Origin of the sequence: Neisseria sp. P0014.S009 (assembly GCF_051958155.1) — a bacterium.
Lineage (GTDB): Bacteria > Pseudomonadota > Gammaproteobacteria > Burkholderiales > Neisseriaceae > Neisseria > Neisseria flavescens_C.
Genome location: NZ_JBQCVS010000002.1, coordinates 19745 through 34186, shown reverse-complemented (window position 1 = coordinate 34186; position 14442 = coordinate 19745). Strand labels below are relative to the sequence as shown.

Annotated in this window: 13 protein-coding genes; 4 read left to right on the top strand and 9 right to left on the bottom strand. The window is 48.2% G+C overall.

Going from position 1 to position 14442, the window contains the following annotated elements; genetic code table 11:
* Nucleotides 1–21: 21 nt before the first annotated feature.
* The 3 genes from ACTHS4_RS01820 to ACTHS4_RS01810 all read right to left on the bottom strand — a co-directional run bounded on the left by ACTHS4_RS01820 (nucleotide 22) and on the right by ACTHS4_RS01810 (nucleotide 2281).
* Nucleotides 22–333, bottom strand: a complete 312-nt coding sequence (locus ACTHS4_RS01820; RefSeq protein WP_070826261.1) for a hypothetical protein — start codon at nucleotides 331–333, stop codon at nucleotides 22–24.
* Nucleotides 334–395: 62 nt separating this feature from the next.
* Nucleotides 396–1034 (bottom strand): hypothetical protein, encoded by a 639-nt coding sequence (locus tag ACTHS4_RS01815; RefSeq protein WP_070826262.1) that lies wholly within the window; start codon nucleotides 1032–1034, stop codon nucleotides 396–398.
* A complete protein-coding gene (locus ACTHS4_RS01810) occupies nucleotides 1034–2281 on the bottom strand; it encodes a multifunctional CCA addition/repair protein (protein WP_070826288.1) in 1248 nt (415 codons plus the stop codon). The genes ACTHS4_RS01815 and ACTHS4_RS01810 overlap by 1 nt, the downstream gene beginning before the upstream one ends.
* A 204-nt stretch (nucleotides 2282–2485) precedes the next feature.
* Here ACTHS4_RS01810 and ung point away from each other — a divergent pair, with 204 nt between their 5' ends.
* Nucleotides 2486–3145 carry a uracil-DNA glycosylase gene (ung, locus tag ACTHS4_RS01805; protein ID WP_440365438.1) on the top strand — a complete coding sequence of 220 codons (660 nt, stop codon included), beginning with the start codon at nucleotides 2486–2488 and terminating at the stop codon, nucleotides 3143–3145.
* 53 nt (nucleotides 3146–3198) lie between these two features.
* Here the strand turns inward: ung and ACTHS4_RS01800 are convergent, their stop codons facing one another.
* From ACTHS4_RS01800 to ACTHS4_RS01780, 5 genes are all read right to left on the bottom strand, one after another.
* Nucleotides 3199–4272, bottom strand: a complete 1074-nt coding sequence (locus tag ACTHS4_RS01800) for a sulfate/molybdate ABC transporter ATP-binding protein (RefSeq protein WP_070826264.1) — start codon at nucleotides 4270–4272, stop codon at nucleotides 3199–3201.
* Complete coding sequence (cysW, locus tag ACTHS4_RS01795; RefSeq protein ID WP_070826265.1) at nucleotides 4269–5129, bottom strand: sulfate ABC transporter permease subunit CysW; 861 nt, start codon at nucleotides 5127–5129, stop codon at nucleotides 4269–4271. Before cysW ends, ACTHS4_RS01800 begins: the two co-directional genes overlap by 4 nt.
* An 84-nt stretch (nucleotides 5130–5213) precedes the next feature.
* Nucleotides 5214–6050, bottom strand: a complete 837-nt coding sequence (gene cysT / locus ACTHS4_RS01790; protein ID WP_063069002.1) for a sulfate ABC transporter permease subunit CysT — start codon at nucleotides 6048–6050, stop codon at nucleotides 5214–5216.
* A 161-nt stretch (nucleotides 6051–6211) separates the two neighbouring features.
* The gene (locus ACTHS4_RS01785; RefSeq protein ID WP_440365437.1) at nucleotides 6212–6661 is read right to left on the bottom strand and encodes a DUF4124 domain-containing protein; all 450 of its coding nucleotides are present in this window, start codon (nucleotides 6659–6661) and stop codon (nucleotides 6212–6214) included.
* Nucleotides 6662–6674: 13 nt separating this feature from the next.
* Nucleotides 6675–6869 (bottom strand): hypothetical protein, encoded by a 195-nt coding sequence (locus tag ACTHS4_RS01780; protein ID WP_036491242.1) that lies wholly within the window; start codon nucleotides 6867–6869, stop codon nucleotides 6675–6677.
* A 186-nt stretch (nucleotides 6870–7055) separates the two neighbouring features.
* Between ACTHS4_RS01780 and ACTHS4_RS01775 the strand changes: the two genes are divergently transcribed.
* Both ACTHS4_RS01775 and ACTHS4_RS01770 read left to right on the top strand, forming a co-directional pair.
* A complete protein-coding gene (locus tag ACTHS4_RS01775; protein ID WP_063069000.1) occupies nucleotides 7056–8684 on the top strand; it encodes an ABC-F family ATPase in 1629 nt (542 codons plus the stop codon).
* 183 nt (nucleotides 8685–8867) lie between these two features.
* The gene (locus tag ACTHS4_RS01770; protein WP_440365436.1) at nucleotides 8868–11336 is read left to right on the top strand and encodes a calcium-binding protein; all 2469 of its coding nucleotides are present in this window, start codon (nucleotides 8868–8870) and stop codon (nucleotides 11334–11336) included.
* 107 nt (nucleotides 11337–11443) lie between these two features.
* Here the strand turns inward: ACTHS4_RS01770 and ACTHS4_RS01765 are convergent, their stop codons facing one another.
* Nucleotides 11444–12661: a D-alanyl-D-alanine carboxypeptidase family protein gene (locus ACTHS4_RS01765; protein ID WP_440365435.1), complete on the bottom strand. Its 1218-nt coding sequence runs from the start codon at nucleotides 12659–12661 to the stop codon at nucleotides 11444–11446.
* A 205-nt stretch (nucleotides 12662–12866) separates the two neighbouring features.
* Between ACTHS4_RS01765 and ilvA the strand changes: the two genes are divergently transcribed.
* Entirely contained in the window at nucleotides 12867–14390 is a 1524-nt protein-coding gene (gene ilvA, locus ACTHS4_RS01760) for a threonine ammonia-lyase, biosynthetic (protein WP_440365434.1), read from the top strand.
* The last annotated feature ends 52 nt before the right edge of the window (nucleotides 14391–14442 follow it).

The window sequence follows — 14442 nt, the reverse complement described above, 5'->3', positions numbered from 1 at the left end:
CAAAATCGATTAGGAAAATTTTCAGCCGCGTGTTTCGCGCCAAACCAAATAATCGCGCAGGGGTGGCATGGGCGGATTGATGCAGTGCGGACAGATACCGGTTGTGTCTTCATCATCGCTGTCGATATGGTAGTCGTTTGGATCGAAGCGCACCTGCTGCATCACAGCTTGCGCCAATGCTTGTTCCTGTACGACATCAAATTCAAATTTTTCCAAAATCTCATTCAATAGGCAGATTTCGCTGTCGCTGAAAGATTCGCTGTGTTTGACAATGAGGCGTTGATAATCTTCATTGCTGATTTTTTCGTGAAGTAAATTGGTCTGGATAGTCATGATTTTATTGTTGAAATAAGATGGTCAAGGTGCGGATTATAGCGGATATCGTGTCGGCTGTTTCAAAGGGCGTCTTTAAGTTGACGGGCTTTGGCGAATGTGGGGATAAATCTGTTCAATTCAATATTGACTGCCTGAAAATCGCGGCTATCAAAAAAATCGCCGATACGTATGGTTTTTCCCTGATAATCGAAAGACCATGCACCTTGTACACATTTTTGGATACGTAAAATATTGGGGATATTGTGAATTTTTCGTTTCATACCATTTTGGTATAGGTTTTCGTTTGGCAACCTCTGTTCCCTTCCTTGTGCAATAGGAGCTTTGGGAATATGGTCACGAGAATGCCATTCGGAGATTTCTGACAACGGGAAACTACGCCAACGCCCAATGGAGAACAAGGTATAACCATGAGACAGCGTATGGTTACGGATCTTGATGTTTTCACGTCCGAAAAGTTGCCAGAGAAGGCTGTAAACAAGCGAACCCACTAAGTAGAAAGTAAAAAGTATATGGATAAGAATTATTATTGGATCAGTGAAATAATGCTCTTCAAGGTAAAACGGCGCAATGCATGTAAGAGCAAAGGAAAACATAAGAAATACCGCGGTAAAACCGATTTCCTGCGAGTCATGTACAACACGCGCAGATACGGCAATGCCGTCGGGCATGCGCTCAATTTTATAACGCGAAGATGCCATCAATAGCCTCCTATTTTTTCAGCCTGATACGCTTTTTGCAGCGGCCTAATTTGCGCCAAGCGTGCATGATCGATTTGTTCGGCAATTAAATGGGCTTTTCCTTGTGCGCGGCATTCGGCGGCGATTTTGCCTGCATCTACTTGATTGGCGGCCTCAAGTAAGGCCAGCCAATGTTCGCGTTGCGGATAGGGGGTGTCTTCAAGGTTCAGACGGCCTTGTTTGTCGGCCACGCAGACGTTTAAGGCCGTCTGAAAACGTTCGGGGCGGCGGAATGCGTCGGTTTTTTTCAAAACATTCAAAATGGTTTTGCTTTTGAACTGCCCGACTTGATGGAGCATGATGTGCCAACGGCAGACAAGTTCGGCAAGCTCGGCGCAGTGTTTGGGCGCGCGAAGGCGTTGATTGACTTCGCGGATGGGTTCGACGCCGTTGATGTCGTGTCCGTAGTGTTTCGGCAGGATATCAGCCGGTGTTTTTGCCTTGCCCAAGTCGTGCAATAAGGCGGCATAGCGTTCGGCGAGGGACAGATTCATTTCTGCGGCTCGTTGTACAACCATCAGCGTATGAATACCGCTGTCGATTTCGGGATGATAGTCGGCGCGTTGCGGTACGCCGAAAAGGGCGTCAAGCTTGGGTAGCAAGACTTTGAGTGCGCCGCATTCGCGCAAAACTTCAATCATTTTGCGCGGGTTTTTCTCCATTAAACCTTTGGCCAATTCCTGCCAGACGCGTTCGGCAACCAAGGCATCCGCTTCGCCATTTTCTACCATTTTCCGCATCAGCGACATGGTTTCATCGGCAATTTGAAAACCATAACGCGCAGAAAAACGGGCAATACGCAAAATCCGCACGGGGTCTTCGGCAAAGGCAGGCGAAACGTGGCGCAGGATACCGGCCGCCAAGTCTTGTTGTCCGCCAAAGGGGTCGATGATCGTGCCGTCTGAATCCTGCGCCATGGCATTGATGGTCAGGTCGCGACGCATCAGGTCTTGTTCCAGCGTAACGTCTTTATCGGCATGAAAGCTGAATCCGGCATAGCCTTTGGCGGTTTTGCGCTCGGTACGGGCGAGGGCGTATTCTTCGTGGCTGTCCGGATGGAGAAAGACAGGAAAATCCTTGCCGACAGGTTGATAGCCCTGAGCCAACATGGTTTGCGCATCTGCACCGACGACTACCCAGTCGCGGTCTTTGACGGGCAGGCCTAACAGATGGTCGCGGACGGCGCCGCCGACAAGATAGGTTTGGATGGTTTGTGTATTCATATAAAAATCGAACGATATAAAAAGGCCGTCTGAAAAGCCGTATTGGTTTTTCAGACGGCCTGATTCAGAATGCTATTATGACGCTTTAGGCTTGTTGCTGTCGATAATCTTCAGTCCGGCGGCAACAAACCATATCGTTATGCGGCATATCCTTTATAATAAGCCCATTCAAATACGGAGCGGCAAATAATGCAAACTTGGCACGAGGCGATTGGTGCGGAAAAAGAAAAGGCGTATTTTCAAACGATTTTGGAGAAGGTGCGCCATGAAAGGCAGGCGGGGATAACCGTTTATCCGCCTGAGCGTGATGTATTCAATACCTTTCGGACGACAGAGTTTGGAAGTGTAAAGGTTGTGATTTTGGGGCAAGACCCGTATCACGGCGCGGGTCAGGCGCATGGTTTGGCGTTTTCCGTGCAACCCGAAATTGCAGTGCCGCCGTCACTGGTCAATATTTATAAAGAGCTGGCGACGGATATTGAGGGCTTTCAGATTCCGAAACACGGCTATTTGCAGCATTGGGCGGAACAGGGCGTGTTGCTGTTGAACACGGTGTTGACTGTCCGCGCCGGTGTGGCGCATTCCCATGCGACCTTCGGTTGGGAGGCGTTTACCGATGAAGTCATCCGACAATTGGATAAGGAACGCGAGCATTTAGTCTTTATGCTGTGGGGCAGCCATGCGCAGAAGAAAGGCGCGTTTATCGACCGCAACCGCCATTTGGTGCTGACCGCGCCGCATCCTTCGCCCTTGTCGGCGTATCGAGGCTTTTTCGGCTGCAAACATTTTTCGCAGGCAAACGCTTATTTGCAGGTGCATGGTTTAGAGCCGATTGATTGGCAGGTTTAATAAGATAAAAGGCCGTCTGAAAGCAGATTTTCAGACGGCCTTATGATTTAGTCTCAAATCGAATATTCAATCAGCTCGTTTTGAGAGAAGACATAAACCTGTTTCGGAATCAGCCTCAATTCTTTGCCTTCGGCGATTTGGTAACGCGCGGCATCGCTGCCTGCCAGCGTGATATGCACGTCTTGTTTGTCGTGTTTTACCAAAATATGCGTCAATGCCCCGACGGCGTGGATTTTTTCGATTTTGGCACGGATCATTGGTGTTTCGTGTTCGGTGGCAAGCTGCCATTCGTGTGGGCGGATATAGCCGATAGCGGTTTGCTCCTGCCATTTGTAGTGCGCGTCCAATTTCCACGCGAAGCCGTTGTAATGCCAGATGCCTTTTTCGATTCTACCTTCAAAAGCGTCGGTTTCGCCGAGGAACTCGGTAACGAAGGCGTTTTCAGGTTTGCGGTAAATGGCTTCAGCGCTGCCAGTTTGTTCGATTTTGCCGTGGTTCATGACGACGATTTCGTCGGAAACTTCAAGGGCTTCTTCTTGATCATGTGTTACTAAAATGCTGGTTACGCCCAAGTTGTGATGAATGTCGCGCAGCCAAGTGCGTAATTCTTTGCGTACTTTGGCATCCAGCGCGCCGAAGGGTTCGTCCAAAAGCAGGAGTTTCGGTTCGACAGCGAGGGCACGGGCGAGGGCGATGCGTTGGCGTTGACCGCCGGAGATCTGGTGCGGATAGGATTTGGCGAGGTGGGAGAGCTGCACGAGTTTGAGCAATTCTTCGACTTTGGCGCGGATTTGTTCTTTGGACGGGCGTTCGGACTTGGGCAATACGGTCAAACCGAAAGCAACGTTGTCAAACACGTTCATGTGGCGGAAAAGGGCATAGTGCTGGAACACGAAGCCGACTTTGCGCTCGCGGACGTGTTTGGCGGTTACGTCTTGGCCGTCAAAGAGAATTTGGCCGCCGTCGGCGTTTTCCAGCCCGGCGATGATGCGCAAGAGCGTGGTTTTGCCGCAACCGGAAGGGCCGAGCAGGGAAACGAGTTTGCCGGTGGGGACGTTGAGGTTGATGTTTTTCAGCGCGTGGAACGCTCCGAAGTGTTTGTTTAGATTTTGAATAGTAATGCTCATGCTGCGTTCCTTTCGGCGGCGGCGAGTTTTTTATCTTGTAATTTGGTAATGATGTTTTGCACCAGCAAGGTGGCCAAGGCTAAAAGTGCCAATACGCCGGAGAGGGCGAATGCGCCGGTGAAGTTGTATTCGTTGTAGAAGATTTCGACCAAAAGCGGGATGGTGTTGGTTTCGCCGCGAATGTGCCCCGATACCACGCTGACCGCGCCGAATTCGCCCATCGCGCGGGCGTTGGTAAGAATGATGCCGTAGAGCAGCGCCCATTTGATGTTGGGCAGGGTAACGCGCCAAAACATCTGCCAGCCGTTTGCGCCGAGTATCAGCGCGGCTTGTTCTTCACTGTCGCCCTGCGCCTGCATCAGTGGGATGATTTCGCGTGCGACAAAAGGGAAGGTAACGAACAGCGTCGCCAAAATAATGCCCGGGATGGCGAAGATAATCTGTATGCCTTGCGCTTCCAGCCAGCCGCCTAATGCCGTGTGCGCGCCGAACAATAAGACGAACATCAAACCGGCCACCACGGGTGATACGGAAAACGGCAAATCGAGCAGGGTAGTCAGCAACTGCTTGCCGCGGAAGTCAAAACGGGTCAGCAGCCACGCCATCGCTACGCCCAATACGGCATTGACGGGAACGACAATCAGCGCGGTAATCAGCGTCAATTTGATGGCAGACCATGCTTCGGGATCGGTCAGAGATTGCAGGTACAAATCCCAACCGCCTTTTAAAGCCTCGTAGAATACGGCAACCAAAGGTACGACCAGCATCAGCAGCAGAAAGCCCAAGGCGGTAGCGGTCAGCAACACGCGCAGCCAACTCGGTTCGCTCAGGTTTGGATTAGTGGAATGGGTTTTCATGTTAGTGAAGTCTCTATTTATTCTTGTATCCGTTTAGGCCGTCTGAAAAATGTTTGCTTGAAGTTTCAGACGGCCTGTTGTTTGTTAAACCCTCGCTCCGGCGCGGCGGCTTAAAGTCCATTGCATAATGTTTAAAATCAGCAGGATGACAAACGAAATCATCAGCATAAACAGAGCAACGGCTGACGCGCCTTGAGCATCGTATTGCTCCAGTTTGCCGGTAATAATCAAGGGTAGGATTTCAGACACCATCGGAATATTGCCCGCAATAAAAATGACCGAGCCGTATTCGCCGGTAGAGCGGGCAAACATCATGCCTGCACCGGTCAACAGGGCTGGCGTGATTTCAGGCAAAAGGACGCGGCGGAACGTAGTCCAGCGGCTTGCGCCCAAAGTTGCCGCCGCTTCTTCATACTCGCCCGACAATTCTTCCAATACCGGCTGCACGGCGCGGACGATAAAGGGCAGGCTGACGACAATCAGCGCAATCCAGATGCCGATGGGTGTAAAGGCGATTTTGATACCCAAAGGCTCGAAAAAACGGCCTATCCAGCCATTGGGCGCATACAGGGTTGCCAACGCAATGCCTGTTACCGCCGTCGGCAGCGCAAACGGCAAATCGACCAAAGCGTTTACCAATCCTTTGCCCGGAAATTCATAGCGCACCAATACCCAGGCGACCAACGTGCCGAACACGATATTGGTCAACATCGCATAAAACGACATCCGCAAGCTTAGCCAGACGGCCGCCAAGACATTGGGTTCGGTAATTGTGTTCCAAAATCCGCTCCAGCCGATTTCCGCCGCTTTGGCCGCCATCATTGCAAACGGCAAAACCACCAAAAGCGACAGGCACAAAACCGTCAAACCCAGACTGAGCTTGAAACCCGGCAATACAGAGGGTGTTTTGAGTAACAACATAATGGCAACCGTCAGAATTTAATACACGCTTACTTTAACAAGGCCGTCTGAAAACTGGAAAGAATGCTTTGTTTGGTATAAAGACGATTTTGTTATATTGAAAAGATGAAAAGGCCGTCTGAACATCAAATTTCAGACGGCCTTGCTGGTGTGGTAAGTAATCAATAGGCAACAGGATCTTGAGGTGCGGGCTGGCGTTGCGCCGCATCATAGTTTTCCTGAGCCGAGCGGACGGCTTTTTCCAAACCGTTGATCCGTTCGAGATAGCGGGCATAGTTGCGTTCATTGCCATAACGCACTTTTTTGCCTTCTTCCAAATTTTTCTTGGCAGTATCTAAAGCACGCTTGGCTGCGCCGACGTCAGCCGGATTGACCGGGGCGACAGCTTCTTCCGCTTGCTCGGTTTTGCTTGGGGAAATCGATGTTGCCGGTGTTGAAACAGGCGCAGAAGTATATACGGACGGTTTGCCGATATTGCTGGCTTTGCAGTTTTTGCCGCCGGCTTGGGTATAGACTTTGCGGCCGGCAGAATCGGTACATTCAAAAATAGGCGCGGCGGAAACCGCAGTTGTCAAAGTGAGCAGTAATGTGCTGATCCAGATTTTGTTCATTTTTTATTTTTCCTTAAAACCATTTCCACCAAACAAACAAAGCCGCAATCATGATGATGTTGGCGAAGAGGATGGGTTTCCACTGTCTGGGTGCGCGCCGCAATTCAGCGCCTGAGCGCGTGCGGCGGATATAGAAAAACGGGCTGAGCAGCATGGAAGCGGCGCATACCAAAATAATCACGGCGTAATAGATTTTGTGCGTCTCCATATCGTTTCTCCGTTTCAGACGGCCTGAAATGCTACCTACAACGCATTTTTGTGTGAAGCGTTGTCTATTTTCATCTTGTATCGGGTATTGGACACATTTGCCATGGCCTCAATCCTGAGGTCTTTGCAAAAATATGCTACAATCGCGTCCGATTATAACATTCTATTTATAAAGGTTTTACGAATAATGATTTCTACCAACGGCATCACCATGCAGTTCGGCGCAAAGCCGCTGTTTGAAAACGTATCCGTCAAATTCGGCGAAGGCAACCGTTACGGCTTGATCGGCGCCAACGGTTCAGGCAAATCCACCTTCATGAAAATTCTTGGCGGCGATTTGGAACAAACTGCCGGCGAAGTTGCGATTGAAAACGGCGTGCGTTTGGGTAAATTGCGCCAAGACCAGTTTGCCTACGAAGACATGCGCGTGCTGGACGTGGTGATGATGGGTCATACCGAAATGTGGGCGGCGATGACCGAGCGTGATGCGATTTACGCCAATCCCGAAGCTACCGAAGACGACTACATGAAAGCCGCCGAACTGGAAGCCAAGTTCGCCGAATACGACGGCTACACCGCCGAAGCGCGCGCCGCCGAATTATTGAGCGGCGTGGGCATTTCCGAAGATTTGCACAATGCCACCATGGCAGAAGTCGCTCCGGGCTTCAAACTGCGCGTATTGCTGGCACAAGCCCTGTTCTCTAAACCAGATGTATTGCTCTTGGACGAACCGACCAATAACTTGGACATCAACACCATCCGCTGGTTGGAAGGCGTGTTGAACCAATACGATTCCACCATGATCATCATTTCGCACGACCGTCACTTCTTGAACGAAGTCTGCACCCACATGGCGGATTTGGACTACAACACCATCACTATCTATCCGGGCAACTACGACGACTATATGCTCGCTTCCGCCCAATCGCGTGAGCGCGCCCTGAAAGACAACGCCAAAGCCAAAGAGAAACTGCAAGAGTTGCAAGAGTTCGTTGCCCGTTTCTCCGCCAACAAATCCAAAGCCCGTCAGGCAACCAGCCGTCTGAAACAGGCAGACAAAATTAAATCGGAGATGGTCGAAGTCAAACCTTCTACCCGTCAAAACCCGTATATCCGTTTTGAAGCCGACGAAAAAGCCAAGTTGCACCGTCAGGCTGTGGAAGTTGAAAAACTGGCCAAACGTTTTGAAACCCAGTTGTTTAAAAACCTGAACTTCATCCTTGAAGCAGGCCAACGCCTCGCCATCATCGGCCCGAACGGCGCAGGTAAATCCACCTTGCTGAAACTCTTGGCAGGCGCGTACAACCCCGAATATTCAGACGGCCTGTTGCCGGACGAAGGTACCATCAAGTGGGCGGAAAAAGCCAGCGTCGGCTACTATCCGCAAGACCATGAAAACGACTTCGACGTCGATATGGACCTGAGTGAATGGATGCGCCAATGGGGCCAGGAAGGCGATGACGAACAAGTCATCCGCGGCACTTTGGGCCGCTTACTCTTCGGCAGCAACGATGTTGTAAAAAAAGTGAAGGTTCTCTCCGGTGGCGAAAAAGGCCGTATGCTTTACGGTAAACTGTTGCTGTTGAAACCCAATGTCTTGGTCATGGACGAACCGACCAACCACATGGACATGGAAAGCATCGAATCCTTGAACATGGCGCTGGAAAAATACAACGGCACGCTGATTTTCGTATCGCACGACCGTCAGTTTGTATCTTCGCTGGCCACCCAAATCATTGAATTGGATGGCAAAGGCGGATATGAACACTACTTGGGCGATTACGAAAGCTATCTGGAGAAAAAAGGTTTGGCTTAAATCTTTACCAACAATCTAATAAGGCATTGAGATGCCGTCTGAAAATTTCTATATTTTCAGACGGCATTTTCTTTTCAAAATTAAACAATAGTATATTGAACTTTTATGCCAAAATTATGACTAATAAAAGTTTTTTGCAAAAGAATAACTCAATATTACGACATTTTTGAAGGAATATATTAAATGGTAAACATTAAAAAAGCAGTACCCGATGCCTCTCAATATGGTGCCAAACTTGGCTATACAACTTATGAGGCAGAACAAGGTGAACTGAAAAACGGTATTGTTAAAAATGCCCCTTCTTCAGAGGCAGAACACGCAACTGTCCGTGAAGCAAGCGGTCAGGCATATGTCGATTTGCCGACCAATGCTTCAGTTTCATTTGTTGCGCAAGCAGAAGCCAATGCCGCAACCATCCGTTATACCGTTCCTGACGGTGAAAGCGGTAAAGTAGAAGTCAAAGTCAATAATACAGTGATCGATACTTTGGATTTATCTTCCAAATCCAACTGGCAATATTTAGATAACTACAAATATCATCCGAATGACGATATTAAAGTTCATGATACGCCTGCGGCAGATAGGCTTGCCCGCTTCCAATTTGACGAAGTCAGCCAATTATTTAAAGATGCCCATATCAATAAAGGAGATACAGTTACCATCACTAATCTCGACAGCACACCCGTAGGCATTGACTTGATTGATTTGGAAAGGGCACCGGACGCTATTAGACAGCCTGAAAACAGTGTCAGCATTACTGATTTCGGTGCAATTGCCAATGACGGCTCGGATGATTACCAAGCATTTATGGCTGCGATTGAATCTGCAAAAGCGTCTAAAAAATCTGTTTACATTCCTGAAGGTCAATTTGATTTTTCACGACCGATTTCCCTTTATGTTCCTGATGGCATTAAGATTACCGGTGCAGGGCAATGGCACACTAAGTTACATTTTTTGAATACTGAAGCTGCTAAATACGATGATAAGGGTTATGAGAGCGGTGGCGGCGGTATTACTTTTGAACCCGGTAGTAAAGATATAGATTTGGGCAATCTCTCTATGGATTCAAATCTAAATTCAAGACATGATGAGAAAGCCAATTACAAAGGGATATCCGGCACTTTAGGTACTGGCTCTTCTATTCACGATATCAAAATTGAACATTTTGAAGCTGGTGTTTGGATTGGGGATTATTCTAAAAACAAACCTTTAAATTACACCGATGGTTTGACTATCTCCAATGCCACTATTCGTAATAACTTTGCAGACGGCGTTAACTTTGCACAAGGTACCAGCAATTCTACCGTTATCAATTCCAATATCCGCGGCAATGGTGATGATGGCTTAGCAACATGGTCAAGTCATCATGAGAATACCAATGCCCATGTTGCTGAAAATAACCACTTTTTAAACAATACCGTTGAATTAGGCTGGCGTGCGGCAGGTATTGGTATCTTTGGCGGCAAAGGTCATGAAGTAGCCAATAACCTTATCAAAGATAATGCCAATTGGGGTGGCGTACGCTTAAACACAGTCTTCAAAAACAGCCATAATTTTGATTTCAATGATACGGGTATTTCCGTTCACGATAACTTACTGGTAAACAACGGGACTAATGCGGACACATATGGACGTGTTAAAGGTTCTATCGATTTGGAAGAAGGCAGAGATTATGCTACTCCCAAAAAAGATATTTTGGGAGAACTCAACAATATCAAAATTGAAAATAACACTATTGTGAATAATCTTTCCGAGCAAGAGATTACCAAAACCCGTAATCCTAAAGAAGGCAATATTCCGGAGCCTGTAAACGAGACTACATTAACCATCGAAAATAATCATAGCCTTTCGGTAGCAGAAAATACTTCTGCAAAAAATGTAGCGGAAATAGATGATCACAGTCTTACCCAAGCTGCGAATCATTTAGGTGCTGATAATATCATCACAATTACAGACAGCAGCCATGCTCTTGTCAGCGGCGGCGATGGCAATGACCGTATCAGAGGCGGTTTGGGTAATGATACGATTAACGGTGATTCAGGTGATGATGTCATTTTCGGCTATGATGGAGACGATCGTCTTAATGGCGGTATGGGTAATGATTCTATACATGGAGGTAACGGCAACGATACTTTATGGGGCGAAAGTGGCAATGACCGTTTGAATGGCGGCGATGGCAACGATGTTTTATTCGGCGGACAAGGAACCGATTACTTGGTAGGCGGTAAGGGTGCCGATACTTATGTTTTCAGCCTTGGAGAAGGTAAGGATACGATTACCGATAATGTGGGCGAACATAATGCACTGCAATTTGGCCAAAATATCTCTGTTAATGACCTGCATATTGATGCCATCACTGATGTTCGAGGCAATATTGATTGGAAAATTACCATTAAGGGATCAGAAGGGGACAGCATTACCATCAATGACCAATTCGTTTCCAGTAACACTAACAATGCCGTGATTGATACCTTCCGTTTCGATGAAGGCACATTGAGCCTACAAGAGTTGATGGGTAGGTTGTCAGGCAACGGCAATATCAATAATTTGTCAGCCGTCAATACGCATACTGAGCGCATGAGCTACTCGTCTGTCGATACGGCTGATGTTCACGATGACACAGCATCTACCGCCAACGCTGGAATCATCTAATTGATTGTGTGTTAGATTGAATAAAAAAGGCCGTCTGAAATCTGGCAAACAGGTTTCAGACGGCCTTTTTGTGGCTTATCTTGTTATGGGTAATCGTTTAGAAGGATTTAACTGAATAAACCTTTAAACCACAACACAATCGCGTCCCACATACGGCGCAGCCAGCTGCCTTCTTCCACACCGTTTAGTGCGACGACGTCTTTTTCGGCAATGACTTTGCCGTCTTTCATGACTTTCAGTTTGCCCAATATTTGGCCTTTTTCAATTGGGGCGAGGACGGGCTGAAGTGTTTCTAAGATTGGTTTGACGTTTTTGCCGGTATCGTGGGGGATGGTAATGTAAACATCGTCCAAGAAACCGATGTCTACGGCTTTGGTGCTGCCTTTGTAAACTTTGACTTGGGAAATTACTTCTCCGCCGTTATAAAGTTTGGGCGTATCAAATGCCTGTAACGCCCAGTTGAGCAGTTTGCTGCTTCCACTGGCGCGTGCTTCGGTAGATTCTGCACCGGCAAGAATGGAAACAATACGGCGGTTGTTGCGTTTGCTGGAAGCGGCAAGGTGATAGCCTGCGCCTTCGCTATAGCCGGTTTTCAAACCATCGATACTGCTGTCGCGATAGAGCAGAAGATTGCGGTTAGGCTGCTCGATATTATTGTATTTGAAAGATTTGTTTGCAAACAAAGGATAGTATTTCGGATAGTCGTTGATCAGTGCGGCTGCCAAAATGGCCAAGTCGCCAACGGTTGAAACATGGCCGTTAGAAGAAATGCCGGTCGGATTGTTGAAGTGGGTGTGCTTCATGCCCAAGCGTTTGGCTTCTTCATTCATTTGTTTGACAAATTCGTCGATGGAGCCGTTGCCGATGGCTTCTGCAAGGGTGATGGCGGCATCGTTGGCCGATTGGATGGTTGTACCCTTAATCAAGGAGCTGACACTGACAGGAACTTTCGGATCAAGGAACATGCGCGAACCTTCGACTTTCCATGCGGCATTGGAAACGGTCAGCATTTGGCTTGCTTCAAGTGTACCGTTTTCCAGTGCTTTAAAGGCAAGGTAGGCGGTCATCATTTGCGTCAACGCGGCTGGCTCGATAGGTGTATCGGCATTGTTGGATGCCAAGGTTTGCTTGCTGTGCAGGTCGGTAACGATATAGGCCGTCGCCGCAATTTCCGGCGGCGTTGTCGGGCTGTTGATGCTGTGCAGCAGCGGCTGCGTTTGAGCCTCGCTTTGTACGGCAGGTGCAGATGCAACCGGGTCGGCAGCGAGGGCAGGAGTATTCAGGAGGGCAGCAAAAATTAAGCTAAGTAGCGTTTTTTTCATCATTATTTGTGGATTTGAATATGAGTGGACACTGTTTCAAAGTAAACAGTTTGACATATTAAATAGATATTAAGCGGACATTATACCGTCTCATTTAGGCTTTGCTAAGATTTTTCTTGCCTTCAGACGGCCTCAGGGGTATGGTTTTAACTTTTTCCTCGGGTCGATTTGACCGAATTGCAATTTATTTCCGAACACTAAAAATACCATGAACCATTCCCTTCCTCTTTCTGATTATCTAACCCGTATTTTGACCGCTTCCGTTTATGATGTAGCCGTAGAAACGCCTTTGGATTTGGCACGCAGTCTGTCAGACCGTCTGAACAATCAGGTTTTGCTCAAACGTGAAGATTTGCAGCCGGTGTTTTCGTTCAAAATCCGCGGTGCGTACAACAAAATGGCGAAGCTGCCGAAAGAAGCCTTGGATTGCGGCGTGATTGCAGCAAGCGCGGGCAACCATGCGCAGGGTGTGGCTTTATCGGCGCAGTATTTGGGTTGCCGCGCCGTCATTGTGATGCCGGAAACAACGCCCAAAATCAAAATTGACGCGGTAAAGAGCCGCGGCGGCGAAGTGGTATTGAAAGGCGTGTCTTACAATGATGCCTATGATTATGCAATGGAGTTGGCAGAAAAGGAAAAACTGACCTATATCGCGCCGTTTGATGATCCGGATGTGATTGCCGGTCAGGGAACTGTCGGCATGGAAATCCTCCGTCAACACCGCAATATCAATGCGATTTTTGTCCCGATTGGCGGCGGCGGTTTGGCAGCAGGCGTAGCGGCGTTTATCAAACAAGTTTGCCCTGAAATCAAAGTCATTGGCGTGCAAACCGATGACTCTTGCTGTATGAAGCAATCGGTAGAGGCAGGGGAAATCGTACATTTGAAAGATGTCGGTCTGTTTTCAGACGGCACGGCGGTTAAAGTAGTGGGCGAGGAAACCTTCCGCCTGTGTAAAGAGCTGTTAGACGAGATTATTACGGTCAATACGGATATGTTGTGCGGCGCGATTAAAGATATTTTTGACGATACGCGCAGCATTACCGAGCCTGCAGGCGCATTGGCGCTTGCCGGCTTGAAGGCTTACGTTGCGAAAAACAATATCCAAGGTCAAAACCTGGTTGCCGTCACCAGTGGCGCCAACATGAACTTCCACCGCTTACGCCACGTTTCAGAGCGCAGTGAGCTGGGCGAGGGCAACGAAGGCATTTTCGCCGTTACCATTCCCGAAGAAAAGGGCAGCTTCCTGAAGTTTATCAATTTGTTGGGAAGCCGGAACATTACTGAGTTCAACTATCGCTACGGCAGCGATAAAAATGCGCATATTTTTGTCGGCTTGCAAACCGCCGGTGCGCAAGACTTGGCCGTCATCAGTGCACAACTGACTGAAGCAGGCTTGCCCAATGTTGATTTGACCAATGATGAAATCGCCAAAATCCATATCCGTTACATGGTCGGCGGCCGTACGGAAAAAGTAGCCAACGAACGTTTGGTCAGCTTTGAATTTCCTGAGCGCCCGGGTGCGTTGTCCCGTTTCTTGAACCATATGCGTGCCGAATGGAATATTACTTTGTTCCATTATCGCAATCATGGTGCAGACTACGGCCGTATTTTGGTCGGTATCGATGTACCTGAAAGTGACAATGAAGCCTTTACCGACTTCTTGGAGAGCTTGGGTTATGTTTATAAAGAAGAAACCGATAATCCGGCTTATAAACTTTTCTTGGCTTAATCAGTAAGATAAAAGGCCGTCTGAAATTTTTCAGACGGCCTTGTGTTTTATG